Source organism: Streptomyces sp. NPDC021012 (genome assembly GCF_044333355.1).
Taxonomy (GTDB): domain Bacteria; phylum Actinomycetota; class Actinomycetes; order Streptomycetales; family Streptomycetaceae; genus Streptomyces.
In genome coordinates, this window is record NZ_JBIRQU010000006.1 from 88,095 (window position 1) to 103,869 (window position 15,775).

The following is a 15,775-nucleotide window of genomic DNA, read 5'->3' on the forward strand; positions in this document are numbered from 1 at the left end:
CCGGGACTCCGGTGCGGGGCCGCCCCGGCTCCGTGAGTAGACTCCCGTTCGACCGTCCGAGGGACGCTCCGGCCCGCGAACGAGGTCGTCTCCGTGTGGCCCCTTCCGGCCCGCGCCGACGCCGTTCCGCGCTGCGCCAGCCCCCTCTCCGGTTCTTCCACACCTCTGGTCCCTGGGGGGATCCCTTGTCTTTCCGTTCCTCCACGCGCGCGCGTCGGCTCGCCGCCTGCACCGCGCTCGTCCTCTCCGCCGGCATGTTCCTCGCGGGCCCGGCGTCCGCCGGCACGCCGTCGCCGGTCCCGGTCGCCGAGCAGCCGGCGGCCCACTTCACCCCGCCGCCGCTGACGCGCCCGGTGAGCGGCGCGGGTCGTGCCGGTGCCGCGGCGGCCTCCGGGGTCGGCGCCTCCCCGCAGCTGTCGGACTTCGACGGCGACGGCAGCGGCGACCTGATCTACCGCGACTGGGACGGCAACCTCTACACGTTCGCGACCTCCGGCGGGGGCGGCCTCTTCAACGGAGAGACCTCGGAGCCCGTGCTGGACGTCATCCCGATCGGCAACCAGGACGCGTACCCGAGCGGCCCCGAGGTCCTGACGCTCTCGCAGCAGGGCCGGCTCAACCTCTACACGGACGCCACGCCGACCAGCGCCGCGTACGCCTGGTCGGGCGGCGGCTGGGGCATCTACAACAAGGTCGTCGCGCCCGGCGACGTGAACGACGACGGCCGCGCGGACCTGGTGGCCCGCGACAAGGACGGCGTCCTGTGGCTGTACTACGCCACCGGCAACCGCAGCGCGCCGTTCTCGGCGCGGGTGAAGCTCGGCGCCGGCTGGAACATCTACGACCAGCTCTTCGGCATCGGCGACAACAACGGCGACGGCTGGGCGGACCTCCTCGGCCGTGACACCGCCGGCAAGCTGTGGCTCTACGCCGGTACGGGCGACAAGACCAAGCCGTTCGCCGGGCGGAGGCAGATCGGCACCGGCTGGGACATCTACAACGCGATCTTCCCCGTCGGCGACGACAACGGCGACGGCAACGGCGAGCTGCTCGCCCGCGACCTGAACGGCACGCTCTGGTACTACACCGGCAAGGGCGACGGCACCCTCTCCGCGCGCCAGCAGACCAGCGACACGGGCGGCTGGGCCGGGCTCCCGCAGTTCGGCGGGTCGGGCGGCCTCCCGGTCCTGGGCAAGGAAGGCGTCCTGGCCCGGGACAACGCCGGCACGATGTTCTGGTACGGCACCCGGAGCACCGGCACGCTCGCCGCGCGCGACCAGTACGGCGACGCGGGCGGCTGGAAGGGCCTCAGCCTCGCGCACCTGTCCTCGATGGACACGAACGGCAAGTCGGACCTCGCGGTGGTCTACGACAACCACCTCTACGTCCAGGGCCAGGACCTCGGCAGCGGCTGGGGCGCCTTCAACGCGCTCGTCGGCACCGGTGACCTGACCGGCGACGGCAAGGGCGACCTGCTGGCCCGCGACCGCTCCGGCTACCTGTACCTCTACCGGGGCAACGGCGCGGGCACCGCGGTCGGCTCCCGGGTGAGGATCGGCGGCGGCTGGGGCGCGTACGACCGGCTCCTCGGCGCCGGCGACTACAACGGCGACGGCCGCGCCGACCTGATCGCCCGCACCTCCGGCGGCGACCTGTACCTGTACGCCGGCACCGGCGTCGCCGCGTCGCCGTTCAAGGGCCGCGTGAAGATCGGCTACGGCTGGAACGCGTACAGCAAGCTGGTCGCCCCCGGCGACCTCAACGCCGACGGGAAGGCCGACCTGCTCGGCATCACCTCCGGCGGCGACGTCTACCGCTACCTGAACACCGCCCCGGGCAAGTTCGCCCCGCGGGTCCGGATCGGCTACGGCTACGGGATCTACAACTTCGTCCAGTGACGGGCGGAGGGTTCCACGGGCGCCCCGCACCGGAGTTCCGGTGCGGGGCGCCCGCGCGTTCACGGCTTCTTGCGGGCGACGGCGAAGACGCGGCGGAAGGGGAAGACCGTGCCGTGCGGGCCGGGCGGGTAGGCCTCGCGGAGCAGCGCGCGGTACTGGGCGAGGAAGGCGTCGGTCGCCTCCCGGTCGTCGCCCAGGGCGGTGAGGACGGGCCGCAGCGCGGTGCCCTTGACCCAGTCGAGGACGGGGTCCTCGCCCTGGAGGAGCTGGCAGTACGTGGTCTCCCAGACGTCCGTCTCGCAGCCGAGGTCGGCGAGCCGGGTGAGGTACTCGTCGGTGTCGAGGACGTGGACGAAGCGGCGGCCCTGGTCGCCGAGGCGGGCCCGCCACTCGGAGGTCCCGCAGAGCTCGCCGAGGAGGGCGTGGCTGGGCGCGGTGAAGTTGCCGGGGACCTGGAAGGCGAGGGTGCCGCCGGGGCGGAGTCCGTCGATCCAGGGGGCGAAGGACTCGGGGTGGTTGGGGACCCACTGGAGGGCCGCGTTGGAGACGATGAGGTCGTAGGGCTCGTCGGGGGTCCAGTGGGCGGCGTCGGCCTGCCGGAAGTCGAGCCAGCCGCCGCCCCGGGTGGTGCCCGCCCAGTCCTTCCCGGCGCGCTCCAGCATCTCGGGCGAGAGGTCGAAGCCGGTGATGTGGGCGTCGGGCCACCGGTCGGCGAGGAGGACCGTCACGTTGCCGGGTCCGCAGCCGAGGTCGGCGATGCGGGCGGGCCGGTCCTGGGCCGGCAGGCTCGGTATTCGGGCGAGCAGGTCGAGGAACGGACGGGTGCGGTGGCCGGAGTGGTGGAGGTACTGCTGCGGGTCCCAGGTCGGTGCGGCGGGTTGCGCGGAATGCATGTTCGAAGCCCCCTTGCTGGTGCGAGGTGCCGAAGCGGAACGGCGTTGCCGGGCGGGTCCCTTCCCCGTGGTCCAGTCGAATATTTCTCGATACCAAGATACTCGACATCGAGAAACTCGAACACAAGAGACTTTATGTCAACAGACCCTCTACACTGATCGTCATGGAGGACGAGGTCGACCGACTGGTCGCAGCATGGCGCCGCGAGCGCCCGGACCTCGACGTGGAACCGCTCGAGGTGCTCAGCCGCGTCTCGCGGCTCGCCCGTCACCTCGACCGTGCCCGTCGGCTCGCCTTCTCCGAGCACCAGCTGGAGCCCTGGGAGTTCGACGTCCTCACCTCCCTGCGCCGGGCCGGAGCCCCGTACCAGCTCTCCCCCGGCCAGCTCCTCACCCAGACCCTGGTCACCTCGGGCACCATGACCAACCGCATCGACCGGCTCACCAAGAAGGGCCTCGTCGAGCGGCTCCCCGACCCCAGCGACCGGCGCGGGGTCCTCGTCCGGCTCACCCCCGAGGGCCGCGACCGCGCCGACGAGGCGCTCGCCGGACTCCTCGCCCAGGAGCGCGCCATCCTGGCCCAGCTCTCCACCGCCCAGCGCGGCGAGCTGGCCGGACTGCTACGCCGGCTGACCGCCCCGTTCGACAACGTCCCCGGCTAGCACCGGTTCGGCGGGGCCCACGCCCGCCCGGCGGGCCAGTGCGACCGCCGCGAGCGTCGAGTGCACGCCCAGCTTCCCCAGGACGTTCTGCATGTGCGTGCGGACGGTGTGCGGGGAGAGGAAGAGGCGCTCGGCGACCGCCTTGCGGCCCAGGCCCGCGACCATGCAGCGCAGCACCTCCCGCTCGCGCGGGGTCAGCGACTCCACGAGCCGCTCGCTGTCCGTCCGGTGCTTGCGGGCCGCCGTCAGCTCCCGCAGGACGCCCGTGAGCAGCGCGGGCGGCAGATGCGTCTCGTCCCGCAGCACGCCCCGCACGACGGCGAGGAGCCGCTGCAGCGAGCAGTCCTTCGCGACCCAGCCGGAGGCCCCGGCCTGGAGCGCGAGCGCGGCCCGGCGCGGGTCGTCCTTCTCCGCGAGGACGACCGTCCGCAGCGCGGGCTGTGCCCGGCGCACGCCCATGACCAGCGAGATCCCGTCCACGGCGCCCTCGGCGTCCTCGGGCACCGCGCGCGCCGAGCCGGCGGGGCCCGCGCCCAGCTCGGCATCGACGAGCAGCACGTCGAACCGGCGCCCCTCCGCCGCGCCGCGCTCCAGGCAGCGCAGGGCCGCCGGGCCGCTGCCGGCGGCGGCGACGTCGACGTCGGGCTCCGCCGCGAGGGCGGCGGCCAGCGATTCGGCGAAGACGCGGTGGTCGTCCACCACCAGGACGCGGATGCGTGCCACGGACACTCCCAAGTGTCGAGGAACGGACCGACGCGGGTACGGCGCCGGAGGCGGGTCCGCCGAACGCGCGGCCGCCGCCGTGCGTTGACTGCTACCCCGCTTCTGGCGCCGTACCCGACGGGTCTCGCCCCCTGAACGGCACCGGCCCCCACCGGCGCTGCCCAACAGAGTAGGGGCGGGGCGCCGCGGTGGGGGCCGATTCCAGGAAACCGTCCGAAGCCGTGCGGACGCGGGCGGTGGGATCAGAGGCGGCGCGCCCCCGCCGACGGCACGGCCGGGAAGACGCCCGGGGCCACGTACCCGGCCTCGGCGAAGGCCTTCCCGACGGCGGCCGTGACCGCCTCCGCCCGCTCCGCTTCGACGAGGACGAGCGCCGAGCCGCCGAAGCCGCCGCCGGTCATCCGGGCGCCGAGCGCCCCGGCCGCGTTCGCCGCCTCGACGACGAGGTCCAGCTCCGGGCAGGAGACCCGCAGGTCGTCCCGGAGGGAGGCGTGGCCCTCGGTGAGGACCGGACCGACGGCCCGGGTGTCGCCGGCGTCGAGCAGCGCGATGGTCCGCTCGACCCGGGCGTTGTCCGAAACCACGTGCCGCACGTACCGCAGAACCGTCTCGTCGCTCAGACGTGCGAGCGCTTCGGGGAGATGCGCGGCGCTCACCTCGCGCAGGGTGGTGACGCCGAGCGCCCGCGCGCCCGCTTCACAACCGGCGCGCCGCTCGGCGTACGCGCCGTCTCCGAGCGCGTGCTTCACGCGGGTGTCGACGACGAGCAGCCGGAGCCCCTCGCGCGCCAGGTCGAAGGGGACCTGACGGTACGAGAGGTCCCGGGTGTCCAGATGGAGGGCGTGGCCCTCCTCGGCGCAGGCGGAGGCCATCTGGTCCATGACCCCGCAGGGCACGCCGACGAAGGCGTTCTCGGCGCGCTGGGCGAGCCGGGCGAGCTCGGGCCGGGAGAGCCCGAGCCCGAACAGGTCGTTCAGGGCGAGCGCGGTGACGACCTCCAGGGCCGCCGAGGAGGAGAGCCCGGCGCCCGTCGGCACGGTCGAGGCGAGGTGGACGTCGGCCCCGGTGACCGGGTGCCCGGCCTCCCGCAGCGCCCAGACGACACCGGCCGGGTAGGCGGCCCAGCCGCCGCCGGAGAGCGGCTCCAGGGCGTCCACGGCCAGCTCGGCGACCCCGCCGTCGACGTCGGCGGAGTGCAGGCGCAGGACGCCGTCCTCCCGGCGGGAGACGGCGGCGACGGTGGTGTGCGGCAGCGCGAGCGGCAGCACGAAGCCGTCGTTGAAGTCGGTGTACTCCCCGATGAGGTTGACCCGCCCGGGGGCGGCCCAGACGCCGTCGGGGGCGGCGCCGTACAGCGCCTCGAAGTCGGCGGCGAGGCTCATGCGCCCTCCTCCTCATGGCGAAGGCGCGCGAACGCCCAGGCGTCGGCGACGACCTCGGCCAGGTCCGGGCGGGACGGCGTCCAGCCGAGCCGCTCGCGGGCGGCCTCGGCGGAGGCGACCAGGACGGCGGGGTCGCCGGGGCGGCGCGGGCCGGTGATCTCGGGGATCGGGCGGCCGGTGACCTTGCGGACGGTCTCGACGACCTCGCGGACGGAGAAGCCGTTGCCGTTGCCGAGGTTGCAGATCAGGTGCTCCCCCGGCGTCATGGCGTCGAGCGCGCGGAGGTGGGCCTCGGCGAGGTCGGCGACGTGGATGTAGTCGCGGACGCAGGTGCCGTCCGGGGTCGGGTAGTCCTCGCCGTACACGGAGATCGCCTCGCGCCGGCCCAGGGCGACCTGGAGGACGAGCGGGATCAGGTGGGACTCGGGCGCGTGCCGCTCGCCGAGCGCGCCGTACGCCCCCGCCACGTTGAAGTAGCGCAGCGAGACGGCGGCCAGGCCGTGGGCGGCGCACTCGCCGCCGATCATGTGGTCGACGGCCAGCTTGCTCGCCCCGTACGGGCTGGTGGGCGCCGTCGGCGCGGTCTCGGTGATCGGCACGGTCTCCGGCTCGCCGTAGGTGGCGGCGGTGGAGGAGAAGACCAGCCTGCGGACCCCGGCCGACCGCATGGCGGCGAGCAGGGCCATGGTGCCGCCGACGTTGTTCTCCCAGTACTTCTCGGGCCTGGCGACCGATTCGCCGACCTGGGAGAAGGCGGCGAAGTGCAGGACGCCGTCGTAGGAGTCGTCGAGCCACCGCGCCGCGTCCTGGACGCGGCCCTCGATGAACTCGGCGCCCTCGGGGACGGCTTCGGCGAAGCCGGTGGAGAGGTCGTCGAGGACGGTGACCCGGTGGCCCCGCTCCAGGAGGTGGGCGGCGACCACGCTGCCCACGTACCCGGCCCCTCCCGTCACCAGGTACCTCTTCGGAGACGTCATGCGCTTGCCACCTCTCGGAGTCGTCGGGCCGCGTCCTCGGGCCGTACGTCGTTCATGAACGCGCCCATGCCGGACTCGGTGCCCGCGAGGAACTTCAGCTTGCCAGGGGCCCGTCGGACGGTGAAGAGCTCCAGGTGCAGTCCGAGGTCCTCGCGCCGCTCGTCCGTGAACGGCGCCTGGTGCCAGGCGGCGATGTAGGGCGTCGGCGGCTCGTCCGGGCCGAAGATCCGGTCGAAGCGCCTCAAGAGTTCCAGGTAGACCTGTGCGCACTCTGTGCGCTCCGCCGCGTCGAGGCCGAGCAGGTCGGGCACCCGCCGCTTGGGGTGGAGGTGGACCTCGTACGGCCAGTGGGCGGCGTACGGCACGAAGGCGATCCAGTGCTCGGTCTCCAGGACCACCCGCTCGCCGTCGGCCCGCTCCCGGGCGACGAGGTCGTCGAAGAGGTTCCGTCCGGTCGCCGCCCGGTGCTCGTCGGCGCGGCGGCGCACGGCGGACGTGCGGGGCGTGACGTACGGGAAGGCGTAGATCTGGCCGTGCGCGTGGGGCAGCGTGACGCCGATCTCCGCGCCCCGGTTCTCGAAGCAGTAGACCTGCTCGACGCCGGGCAGGGCGGAGAGCGCGGCGGTGCGGTCGGTCCAGGCGTCGAGGACGAGCAGGGCCCGCTCCTCGGTGAGGTCGGCGAAGGAGTCCGTGTGGTCGTCGGTGAAGCAGACGACCTCGCAGCGGCCGACGCCGCCGGAGAGGGAGGGGAAGCGGTTCTCGAAGACCACCACCTCGTAGCTCTCCTCGGGGACCTCGCTCTCCCGGCCGTCCCGGGCGGGGCAGAGCGGGCAGGCGTCGGCCGGCGGGAGGTAGGTGCGGGTCTGCCGGTGCGAGGCGACGGCGACGTGGTCGCCGGTCAGCTCGTCGTACCGGATCTCGGAGCGGGAGACGACGCGGCTGAGGGGGCGCGGGTCGACGGCGGTGCGGACGGCGTCCTCGCGCGTGTCGTAGTAGATGAGCTCGCGCCCGTCGGCGAGCGTGGTGACGGTCTTCTTCACGGGGGTGTGCCCTCCAGGGCGGACCAAACAGAACCACGCACAAAGAACCACAATCAAACATCCGAGTCAATGGCGAAGCCCGGACCCGCACCCGAAGGGAAACGGACCCGGAACTCAGTACGGCTTGCGCTGCCCCGGCACCGCCCGGTCGAGCAGCCCCGTACGGGCCGCGAGCGCCGCCGCCTCCAGGCGCGAACCGACCCCCAGCTTCATCAGCACCCGCTGCACGTGCGTCCGCGCCGTGCTCGACGCGATCCCCATCCCCGCCGCGATCAGCCGGGTGTCCTCGCCCTCCGCGACCCGGACGAGGACCTCCACCTCCCGGTGGGTCAGCAGCCGCAGCAGCCGCTGCGCCTCGTCGTCCGGCTGCTCCGAGGGGTGCAGCAGCTCCGCGAAGGCCCCCTGGAGCAGCTGCGGCGCCACCGCCGACTCCCCCGCCCGCGCCTTCACCAGGGCGCGCTCCACGCCCTCGATGCGCTCGTCGTGGCGGACGTACCCCGAGGCCCCGGCCGCGAACGCCGCCGCGATCCCGCGCGGCGACGGCACCGGGCCGAGCACCACCACGGCCACCTGCGGCCGCTCCCGCTTGATCCGCACGACCGGGTCGAAGGTCCCCGGCGCGTCCGGCGCCGCCGTGCCGAACAGGCAGACCTCCGGCGCCCGGCCCACCACCAGCTCCGCGGCCCCCGCCGCCGGCGCGGCCGCCGCGAGCACCCGGTGCCCGCGCAGCTTCAGCGCCGAGGCGAGCGCCTCCGCGAGCAGGCGGTGGTCGTCCACCACCACGAGGCGTACGCCCATCCCGGTCATCCCCCCTCCTCCTGGCCCGCCGGATGCCCCGGCGGCCCGACCCGGAAAGCTACACGCTGCCCCGCCCCGGGCGCCGACATGCGCGTGGGCCCCTCCGGATCACCGGAAGGGCCCACAGGCGGACGGCGGATCGTCAGTGCCCCGCGGAGAAGGCGACGATCAGGTACTCCTTGATGTCCGAGGCGGTGTCCCTCGGCTTGCTGACCATGGTTCCCGAGATGAAGAACCGGCCGTTCCCGTAGAGCATCTCGGAGCCGTTGAGGCTGAAGCTGGTCTCGGCGTTGTGGACCGACTTGTCCGCCGGGTTCTCGAGCAGCAGCGTCTCCTTCATCGTGCCGCCGTCGACCGAGACGATCCGGCCGCCCTTGTCGTAGGGCGGGGCCTTGTAGACGATGAGGTTGCCGCCGTCCATCCGCAGCGGGACGAAGGTGTACTTGTCGCCCGCGTCGGCCTTCTCCGGCACCGTGCGCCCGGTGGCCAGGTCGAAGGCGATGATCTCGTTGGTCTCGGAGCCGAAGTCGCCGGTGCTGCCCTCGTGTTCCTCGGTCGGCACGTACAGCCGGCCGTTGCCGACGAGCGCCTGCGAGCAGGCCTCTACCTTCGTCGAACGGCAGCGGGCCGCGTACTGGTCCGCGTCCGCCGTGATCTTCGCCTTCAGCTTCCCGGTCTTCTCGTCGATCGAGAAGAAGTCCGAGATGCCGCTGCCGTCACCGGCGGAGTCGCCGACGTCGGCCGCGACGACCAGCGGCTTGGTGGAGACGACCGACGCGTACTTCGCGCCGGGCGGCATCTTGTACTGCGAGACCGGGGCGCCCGTGGTCGGGTTGAGGTTCTGGATCAGCACGCTCGGGTTGTCGTACGAGCCGCACTTGCGGACCGCGACGAGACCCTCCCCGCCGCCGTAGCCCAGGTCGTAGCAGTTCTGGTCGTTGGCCTGCGGCTTCCAGCGCGGGTTGCCGTTGGCGAGGTCGAAGGCGGCGCCGCCGTCGGTGCCGCCGGCCGCGACGGTCGTCCCGCTGAGCGTGACCTCGCTGAACCGGGCCTTCCCGTCGCCGGCCGTGCCGCCGGTGACCGAGGTCGACCACAGCAGCTTGCCCGTGTTCAGGTCGACCACGCCGACCTCGGTGCAGTTCTGGTAGAAGCGCGGCGCGGTCCGCTTGGCGGCCTCGAAGAGGATCGCCGTCCTGTTGTCCGCCGTGACGTGCCGCGAGGCGCCGCAGACCTGGCCGGTCAGCGGCAGCGTCCACTGCACGGTGCTCTTGTCCAGGTCGTACGCGACGAGCGAGTTGACGCCCGGCTTCACGAACGACTTGTCGGTGAGCCAGGAGCCGGAGACGTCGGTGAGGTCCTGGACCTTCGGCTCCGCGACCGTGTAGGCCATCTTCGCCTGGGTGCTCGCCGGGACCTTCTCCTTGCCGCCACCGCCGAGCCCGTTGCCGCCGGTGCTCCCGCCGCCGGTGCCCTGCGAGGAACCGCCCGAGCCCTTGGCCTCGTTGCCCCCGTCACCGTCACCGGAGTTGGCGTACCAGATGCCGACGCCGATGATCAGGACGACGGCGACGACCGCCGCGATGACGATCTGGAGCTGCGCCGACAGCTTCTTGCCGCCGCCGGGCGCCGGGGGCGGGGCGGGCTGGGCGTAGCCGCCGTACTGCGGCTGCTGGGGCTGCGTCGGATAGCCGTACGGGGGCGGGACCGGCTGCTGCGGCTGCTGCGGGTAACCGCCGTACTGCTGCGGCTGCTGCGGCGCGGTCGGGTAGCCGTACGCCGGGGGCTGCTGCGGCTGGCCGTAGCCCTGGTCGGGCTGGGTCGGCGGCTGCTGCGGGTAGCCGTAGCCGGGCTCCGGCTGGGGCGGCTGCTGCGGATAGCCGTAGCCCGGGTCCTGCGGCGGCGGGGGCGTCGGGGCGCCGAAGCCGCCCTGCCGCGGGTCCGGGGGCTGGTTCGGCGGGGGCGGGGGTGGCTGCGTCATCGGTCCGCGTACCTCACTTGCTGAAGGCCATCATCGTCTTGACCTGCATCTCTTCCTTGTCGTTGGACGCCGACACACGCCCGCTCGCCACGACGAAGACGCCACTGCCGTAGGCGTAGCTCGCGTCGTAGAAGCTGCTCTCGATCTCGGAGGTCGAGACCGGGTGCTGGAGCAGGACCTTCGGCGCGCCACCGGTCGGGGCGAGGGTGGCGACGAAACCGCCCTTGTCGTACAGCGGGGCCGCGTACAGCAGGACGTCGGAGCCCTCCATGCGCAGCGGGGTCACCGTCCGGCCCTCGGGCGCCTTGGAACGCCACTTGGCCTTGCCGGTGTTCAGGTCGAAGGCGATGACCTCGTTCGTCTTGCCGTAGCCGCCCTCGGTGGCCATGTAGAAGGTGTTCGCGTCGGCCGCGACACCGGTGCAGCCCTGGAGGTTGTGACCGAAGATGACGAAACTGCCGCCGCACGAGGGCGCAAAGGTGTCCTTGCCGCCCTGGATCTGCGAGCGGGGCTTGCCGTTCGCGTCGAGCGCGAAGATGGACCACTTCTTCTGCTCGCGCTGGGTCGCCGAGACGACCAGCGGGTCGACCGAGTAGACCTTGTCGACCTCCCAGTTCGCCTCCAGCTGGAAGGTGAACTTCGGCTTGCCGGTGTTGGGGTCGACCACGCCGACCGCCTGGATCTTCTTGCTCGTGCTGCCCGACGGGCAGTCCATGGCGGCGATCAGCTTGCTGCCGCCCGCGTAGGCGAAGGGCTTGCAGCCGGTGTCGGCGCCCTTGAAGAGCTGGTGGCCGTCGGCGAGCGAGAAGCCGTACGCGCTGCTGGAGCCGGCCGCCGTGACCGTGTTGCCGCTGATGGCCAGGGTGTTGTCGGAGAAGGCGAAGAAGCCCGTGGCCTTCGGGATCTCCTTCTTCCAGCCGGCCTTGCCGGTCTTGAGGTCGACCTCCTGCATCTGGGTGCACTTGGCGCCGTCCTTGGCGCTCTCGGCGTAGCCGAAGACCATGCGGCCGTCGGCGGCCGGCTCCGGCGGGGCCGCGCACAGCACGAACGGCAGGTCGATGTGCCACTTGGGCTTGCCGTCGGTCAGGCCGTAGCCGTCGACGCCCTTGTACATCGCCTTGACGACGGTGTCGCCGACGATCCACGGGCCGAAGACGTCCGAGCCGTTCCGGGGCAGGTCGACGTTGTTCTTGAGCAGCCAGTCGACCTTCGCCTCGCCGGCCGCGCGGCCCGCGTTGAGGTCCTCCTCGCCGTTCTCGCCGTCGCCCGAGCCGTCGCCCTGGTCCACCGACGCGGTGGGCTTCGGGGCGGTGGTGGAGGTGGCCGTGGCGGTGGGCTTGGCGACCGGGTCCTTCTCGTCGTCCCCGCCGACGACGGCCCAGGTCGTGACGGCGGCGACCAGGACGGCCGCGGCGGCCACGCCGGCGACGATTCCGGTACGGCCCTTGAACGGGCCGCCGCCGTTGCCGCCGGGGGCCGGGGGCTGCTGGGCGGGGTAGCCGCCGTAGGGGTTCTGCTGCTGGCCGTACGGGCCGGGCTGGCCCTGCTGCGGGTAGCCGTAGGGCTGCTGCGGCTGGCCGTACGGGCCGGGCTGGCCGTAGGGACCGGGCTGGCCGTACGGGGACTGGCCCGGCTGCTGCGGCTGTCCCGGCTGCTGCGGGTATCCGTAACCGGGCTGCGGCGCCTGCCCGTACGGTCCCGGCGCGGCGGGCGGCGGGGACTGCGGCGCGGGCGGCGTCTGCGGAGCCTGCGGCGGGACCGGCGGCACGGGCGGCATGCCCGGGGCCTGGTTCGGATCCTGGGGGGCTCCGAAGCCCCCCGGCGGCTGGTTGCTCGGCGGCTGGGTCATGAGCGTTCTTCCCCCTTGACGTGAACGGGTTTTCTTTCTACCACTCACGCCGTGGCGCAAAAGCGACCGGTCCGCCCCTTGTACCCAAGGGAGGACCGGCCTGTGATGCCCTCGTTATGCGCCTCTACCGGGTCGAGACCTAGGCGTCCTCGGCCAGCTCCAGCCAGCGCATCTCCAATTCCTCCCGCTCCCCCGCGAGTTCCCGCAGCTCCGCGTCGAGCTTCGCCACCTTCTCGAAATCGGTGGCGTTGTCGGCGATCTGCGCGTGCAGCTTCGCCTCCCTGTCGGAGAGCTTGTCGAGCTGCCGCTCGACCTTCTGCAGCTCCTTCTTGGCGGCGCGGGCGTCCGCGGCGGAGACGCCGGACTTCGCCTGCGCGGGCGCGGCGGCGGGCGCCGGGACGGACGCCTCGATCATCTTCTGGCGCCGCTCCAGGTACTCGTCGATGCCGCGCGGCAGCATCCGCAGGGTCTTGTCGCCGAGCAGCGCGAACGTCCGGTCCGTGGTGCGCTCGATGAAGAACCGGTCGTGGGAGATGACGACCATGGAGCCCGGCCAGCCGTCGAGGAGGTCCTCCAGCTGGGTCAGGGTCTCGATGTCGAGGTCGTTGGTGGGCTCGTCGAGGAAGAGGACGTTCGGCTCGTCCATCAGCAGGCGGAGCAGCTGGAGACGGCGGCGCTCACCACCGGACAGGTCGCCGACGGGCGTCCACTGCTTCTCCTTCGAGAACCCGAACTGCTCGCAGAGCTGCCCGGCGGTCATCTCCCGGCCCTTGCCGAGGTCGACCCGGTCGCGGACCTGCTGCACGGCCTCCAGGACGCGCAGGGTGGCGGGGAGTTCGGTGACGTCCTGCGAGAGGTAGGCGAGCCGGACGGTCTTGCCGACGACGATCCTCCCGGCGGCGGGCTGCTTCTCGCCCTGGCTGACGGCCGCCTCGGCGAGCGCCCGCAGGAGTGAGGTCTTGCCCGCGCCGTTGACGCCGACGAGGCCGATGCGGTCGCCGGGGCCGAGCTGCCAGGTGAGGTGCTTGAGCAGCTCCTTGGGCCCGGCGGTGATGCTCACGTCCTCCAGGTCGAACACCGTCTTGCCGAGGCGGGCGTTGGCGAACTTCATCAGCTCGCTGGTGTCGCGCGGCGGCGGCACGTCGGCGATCAGCTCGTTCGCGGCCTCGATGCGGTAGCGGGGCTTGGAGGTGCGGGCGGGGGCGCCGCGCCGCAGCCAGGCCAGCTCCTTGCGCATCAGGTTCTGCCGCTTGGCCTCCTCCGTGGCGGCGATCCGCTCGCGCTCGGCGCGGGCGAAGACGTAGTCGGAGTAGCCGCCCTCGTACTCGTGCACGTCCCCGCGCTGCACGTCCCACATGCGGGTGCAGACCTGGTCGAGGAACCAGCGGTCGTGGGTGACGCAGACGAGCGCCGAGCGCCGCTCCTGGAGGTGCTTGGCGAGCCAGGCGATGCCCTCGACGTCGAGGTGGTTGGTGGGCTCGTCGAGGACGATCAGGTCCTGGTCCTCGATCAGCAGCTTCGCGAGCGCGATGCGCCGCCGCTCACCACCGGACAGCGGCCCGATGACCGTGTCGAGCCCCTTCTCGAACCCGGGGAGGTCGAGACCGCCGAAGAGGCCGGTGAGCACGTCCCGGATCTTCGCGCTGCCCGCCCACTCGTGGTCGGCCATGACCCCGATGACCTCGTGCCGGATGGTGGCCTCCGGGTCGAGGGAGTCGTGCTGGGTGAGCACCCCGAGCCGCAGCCCGCCGCTGTGGGTGACGCGGCCGCTGTCGGCCTCCTCCAGCCGCGCGAGCATCCGGATCAGCGTGGTCTTGCCGTCGCCGTTGCGCCCCACCACCCCGATCCGGTCCCCTTCGGAGACACCGAGCGAGACCCCGTCGAGCAGGGCACGGGTGCCGTACACCTTGCTGACGTTCTCGACATTGACCAGGTTGACGGCCACGTTGACTCCTGTACGGGGTGATCGATCGACGTCCAGGGTAGACCGTGGGGCGACCGGTGACTCTCCGTGATGCCTTGGTCGCGGTCCGGCGGCTACCGCGAGCGGCGGGAGGGAGGCCGCTCCACCAGGAGCCAGCCCGCCAGGGTCATCGCCACCGCCGCCGGGGCGGTGACGCGGACCGCGATCAGGGTCGCCGTGTGGCCCTCCAGGAGGCCGCCGAGGCCGGTCATCGACAGGCCGAGGATCCCGAACAGGGCCAGCGTGACGCCCAGGGCGGCCAGGGGCGCGGAGCCGCCTTCGCGGCGGGCCGCGGCCGGGGCCTCGAAGCGGCGGAAGACGGCGACGAGCAGGGCCGTGAGGAGCGCCGCCGCGGCGAAGCGGAGCGGGACCTGGGCCCACCAGGCGCCCGAGGCCGGGGCGGGGAGCTCCGCGCCGAGGGCGAGCAGTGCCCCGTAGACCCCGAGCATGGCCGTCAGGTGCCACAGGAAGGCCGTCATCGCGATGCCGTTGGCGGCGACCACCGTCCGCCACACCCGGGCGCGGGCGAGGAGCCGCGCGCCCGGGCCCTTGAGGAGTTCGACCGCGCCGACCAGCCACAGGCCGTGGCAGAGGAGGGCGAGGGTCGGCGGGGCCATGTTCGACACCTCCTCGCCCGGCATCCCGACCATCGACAGCGGGTACGGGCCGAGGGCGACCAGCGCGGTCGCGCCGAGGAGGCCCGCGCCGGCGAGCAGGGCCGGGCGGCGGATCATGCCGTCGGCGCGGAGGAAGCCGAGCTGGTGGACCGCGAGCCACACGAACGCGAAGTTCAGGAACTCGACGAACGGGACGTCCGCCGCGAACCGCAGCGCGTCCACCGCGACCGCCCCGCCGGCGAGCGCGCCGAACGCGCCCCAGCCCCACCGCTCGTGCAGCCTCAGCAGCGGCGGCGTGAACGCCACCATCGCCAGGTAGATCCCGATGAACCACAGCGGCTGGGTGACGAGCCGCAGCGCGACCCCGGTGAGCCCCCCGTCCGCGCCCGACAGCTGGAGCAGCAGCGCGGCCGCGCCCCACACCCCGACGAACACCATCGTCGGCCGCAGCAGCCGCTGGAGCCGGGCCCGCAGGAAGGCCGCGTACCCCGGGCGGGAGCGGTGGGCGAGGGCGTGCGAGAAGCCGCCCACGAAGAAGAACACCGGCATCACCTGGAACACCCAGGTCACCACCTGCAGTTCCGGCACCACGGCGAGCAGGTTCCCGACCTGTCCGTCGGCGGTGACGGCCGCCATCAGCCAGTGCCCCAGGACGACGACCGCGAGCGAGGCGACCCGGAGGAAGTCGACGTAGCGGTCGCGCGAGGCGGGCGTGGCGGCGGCGAGTTCGCGTGCGCTGGATCCCATACGGCCACGGTCCCGCCGCCGCCCGGCCCGCCGTCAGGGCGCGCGTACTCAGCGGATACTCAACCAGCCGCTGAGTACGGCCCGGAGGGCCTGCGCCGCCGACCGGGGCCGGGTACGGGCCCCGACCGCCACCCGGGGCTGCGTACGCCCCGAAGCCCGCTCGTGCGCCGCGCGCTGCCAACCGGCCCCATGCCGTCGGCCACGCGGGCGACCTCCCGGCCGGGGCTGCCCGGGTCGCCGGTCGTGGA

Annotated in this window: 12 protein-coding genes; 2 read left to right on the forward strand and 10 right to left on the reverse strand. The window is 73.2% G+C overall.

Going from position 1 to position 15,775, the window contains the following annotated elements:
- Positions 1-185 precede the first annotated feature (185 nt).
- Complete coding sequence (locus ACH4TP_RS20835) at positions 186-1,898, forward strand: FG-GAP repeat domain-containing protein (protein WP_389227788.1); 1,713 nt, start codon at positions 186-188, stop codon at positions 1,896-1,898.
- Between the two features lie 59 nt (positions 1,899-1,957).
- On the opposite strand, the gene ACH4TP_RS20840 is transcribed toward ACH4TP_RS20835, so the two are convergent.
- The gene (locus ACH4TP_RS20840) at positions 1,958-2,791 is read right to left on the reverse strand and encodes a trans-aconitate 2-methyltransferase (protein ID WP_398188041.1); all 834 of its coding nucleotides are present in this window, start codon (positions 2,789-2,791) and stop codon (positions 1,958-1,960) included.
- A 164-nt stretch (positions 2,792-2,955) separates the two neighbouring features.
- Between ACH4TP_RS20840 and ACH4TP_RS20845 the strand changes: the two genes are divergently transcribed.
- Positions 2,956-3,453, forward strand: coding sequence for a MarR family winged helix-turn-helix transcriptional regulator (locus ACH4TP_RS20845; protein ID WP_389227782.1), 498 nt, complete (start codon positions 2,956-2,958; stop codon positions 3,451-3,453).
- Here ACH4TP_RS20845 and ACH4TP_RS20850 read toward each other — a convergent pair.
- The 9 genes from ACH4TP_RS20850 to ACH4TP_RS20890 form a co-directional block, all read right to left on the reverse strand.
- Positions 3,412-4,176, reverse strand: a complete 765-nt coding sequence (locus ACH4TP_RS20850; RefSeq protein WP_389227779.1) for a LuxR C-terminal-related transcriptional regulator — start codon at positions 4,174-4,176, stop codon at positions 3,412-3,414. The two genes, ACH4TP_RS20845 and ACH4TP_RS20850, sit on opposite strands and share 42 nt — an antisense overlap.
- A 242-nt stretch (positions 4,177-4,418) precedes the next feature.
- Positions 4,419-5,558, reverse strand: coding sequence for a galactokinase (gene galK, locus ACH4TP_RS20855; protein WP_398188047.1), 1,140 nt, complete (start codon positions 5,556-5,558; stop codon positions 4,419-4,421).
- Positions 5,555-6,535, reverse strand: coding sequence for a UDP-glucose 4-epimerase GalE (gene galE, locus ACH4TP_RS20860; protein WP_398188050.1), 981 nt, complete (start codon positions 6,533-6,535; stop codon positions 5,555-5,557). Before galE ends, galK begins: the two co-directional genes overlap by 4 nt.
- On the reverse strand, positions 6,532-7,575 hold the full coding sequence (gene galT / locus ACH4TP_RS20865; RefSeq protein ID WP_398188053.1) for a galactose-1-phosphate uridylyltransferase: 1,044 nt from the start codon (positions 7,573-7,575) through the stop codon (positions 6,532-6,534). Before galT ends, galE begins: the two co-directional genes overlap by 4 nt.
- A gap of 114 nt (positions 7,576-7,689) precedes the next feature.
- Positions 7,690-8,373, reverse strand: coding sequence for a LuxR C-terminal-related transcriptional regulator (locus ACH4TP_RS20870; RefSeq protein ID WP_398188451.1), 684 nt, complete (start codon positions 8,371-8,373; stop codon positions 7,690-7,692).
- A 142-nt stretch (positions 8,374-8,515) separates the two neighbouring features.
- Positions 8,516-10,351 carry a PQQ-binding-like beta-propeller repeat protein gene (locus tag ACH4TP_RS20875; RefSeq protein WP_398188056.1) on the reverse strand — a complete coding sequence of 612 codons (1,836 nt, stop codon included), beginning with the start codon at positions 10,349-10,351 and terminating at the stop codon, positions 8,516-8,518.
- A gap of 13 nt (positions 10,352-10,364) precedes the next feature.
- Positions 10,365-12,200, reverse strand: a complete 1,836-nt coding sequence (locus ACH4TP_RS20880) for a hypothetical protein (RefSeq protein WP_398438762.1) — start codon at positions 12,198-12,200, stop codon at positions 10,365-10,367.
- 139 nt (positions 12,201-12,339) lie between these two features.
- Positions 12,340-14,145 (reverse strand): ABC-F family ATP-binding cassette domain-containing protein, encoded by a 1,806-nt coding sequence (locus ACH4TP_RS20885; protein ID WP_398438763.1) that lies wholly within the window; start codon positions 14,143-14,145, stop codon positions 12,340-12,342.
- Positions 14,146-14,237: 92 nt separating this feature from the next.
- On the reverse strand, positions 14,238-15,527 hold the full coding sequence (locus tag ACH4TP_RS20890) for an acyltransferase (RefSeq protein WP_398438764.1): 1,290 nt from the start codon (positions 15,525-15,527) through the stop codon (positions 14,238-14,240).
- Positions 15,528-15,775 lie beyond the last annotated feature (248 nt).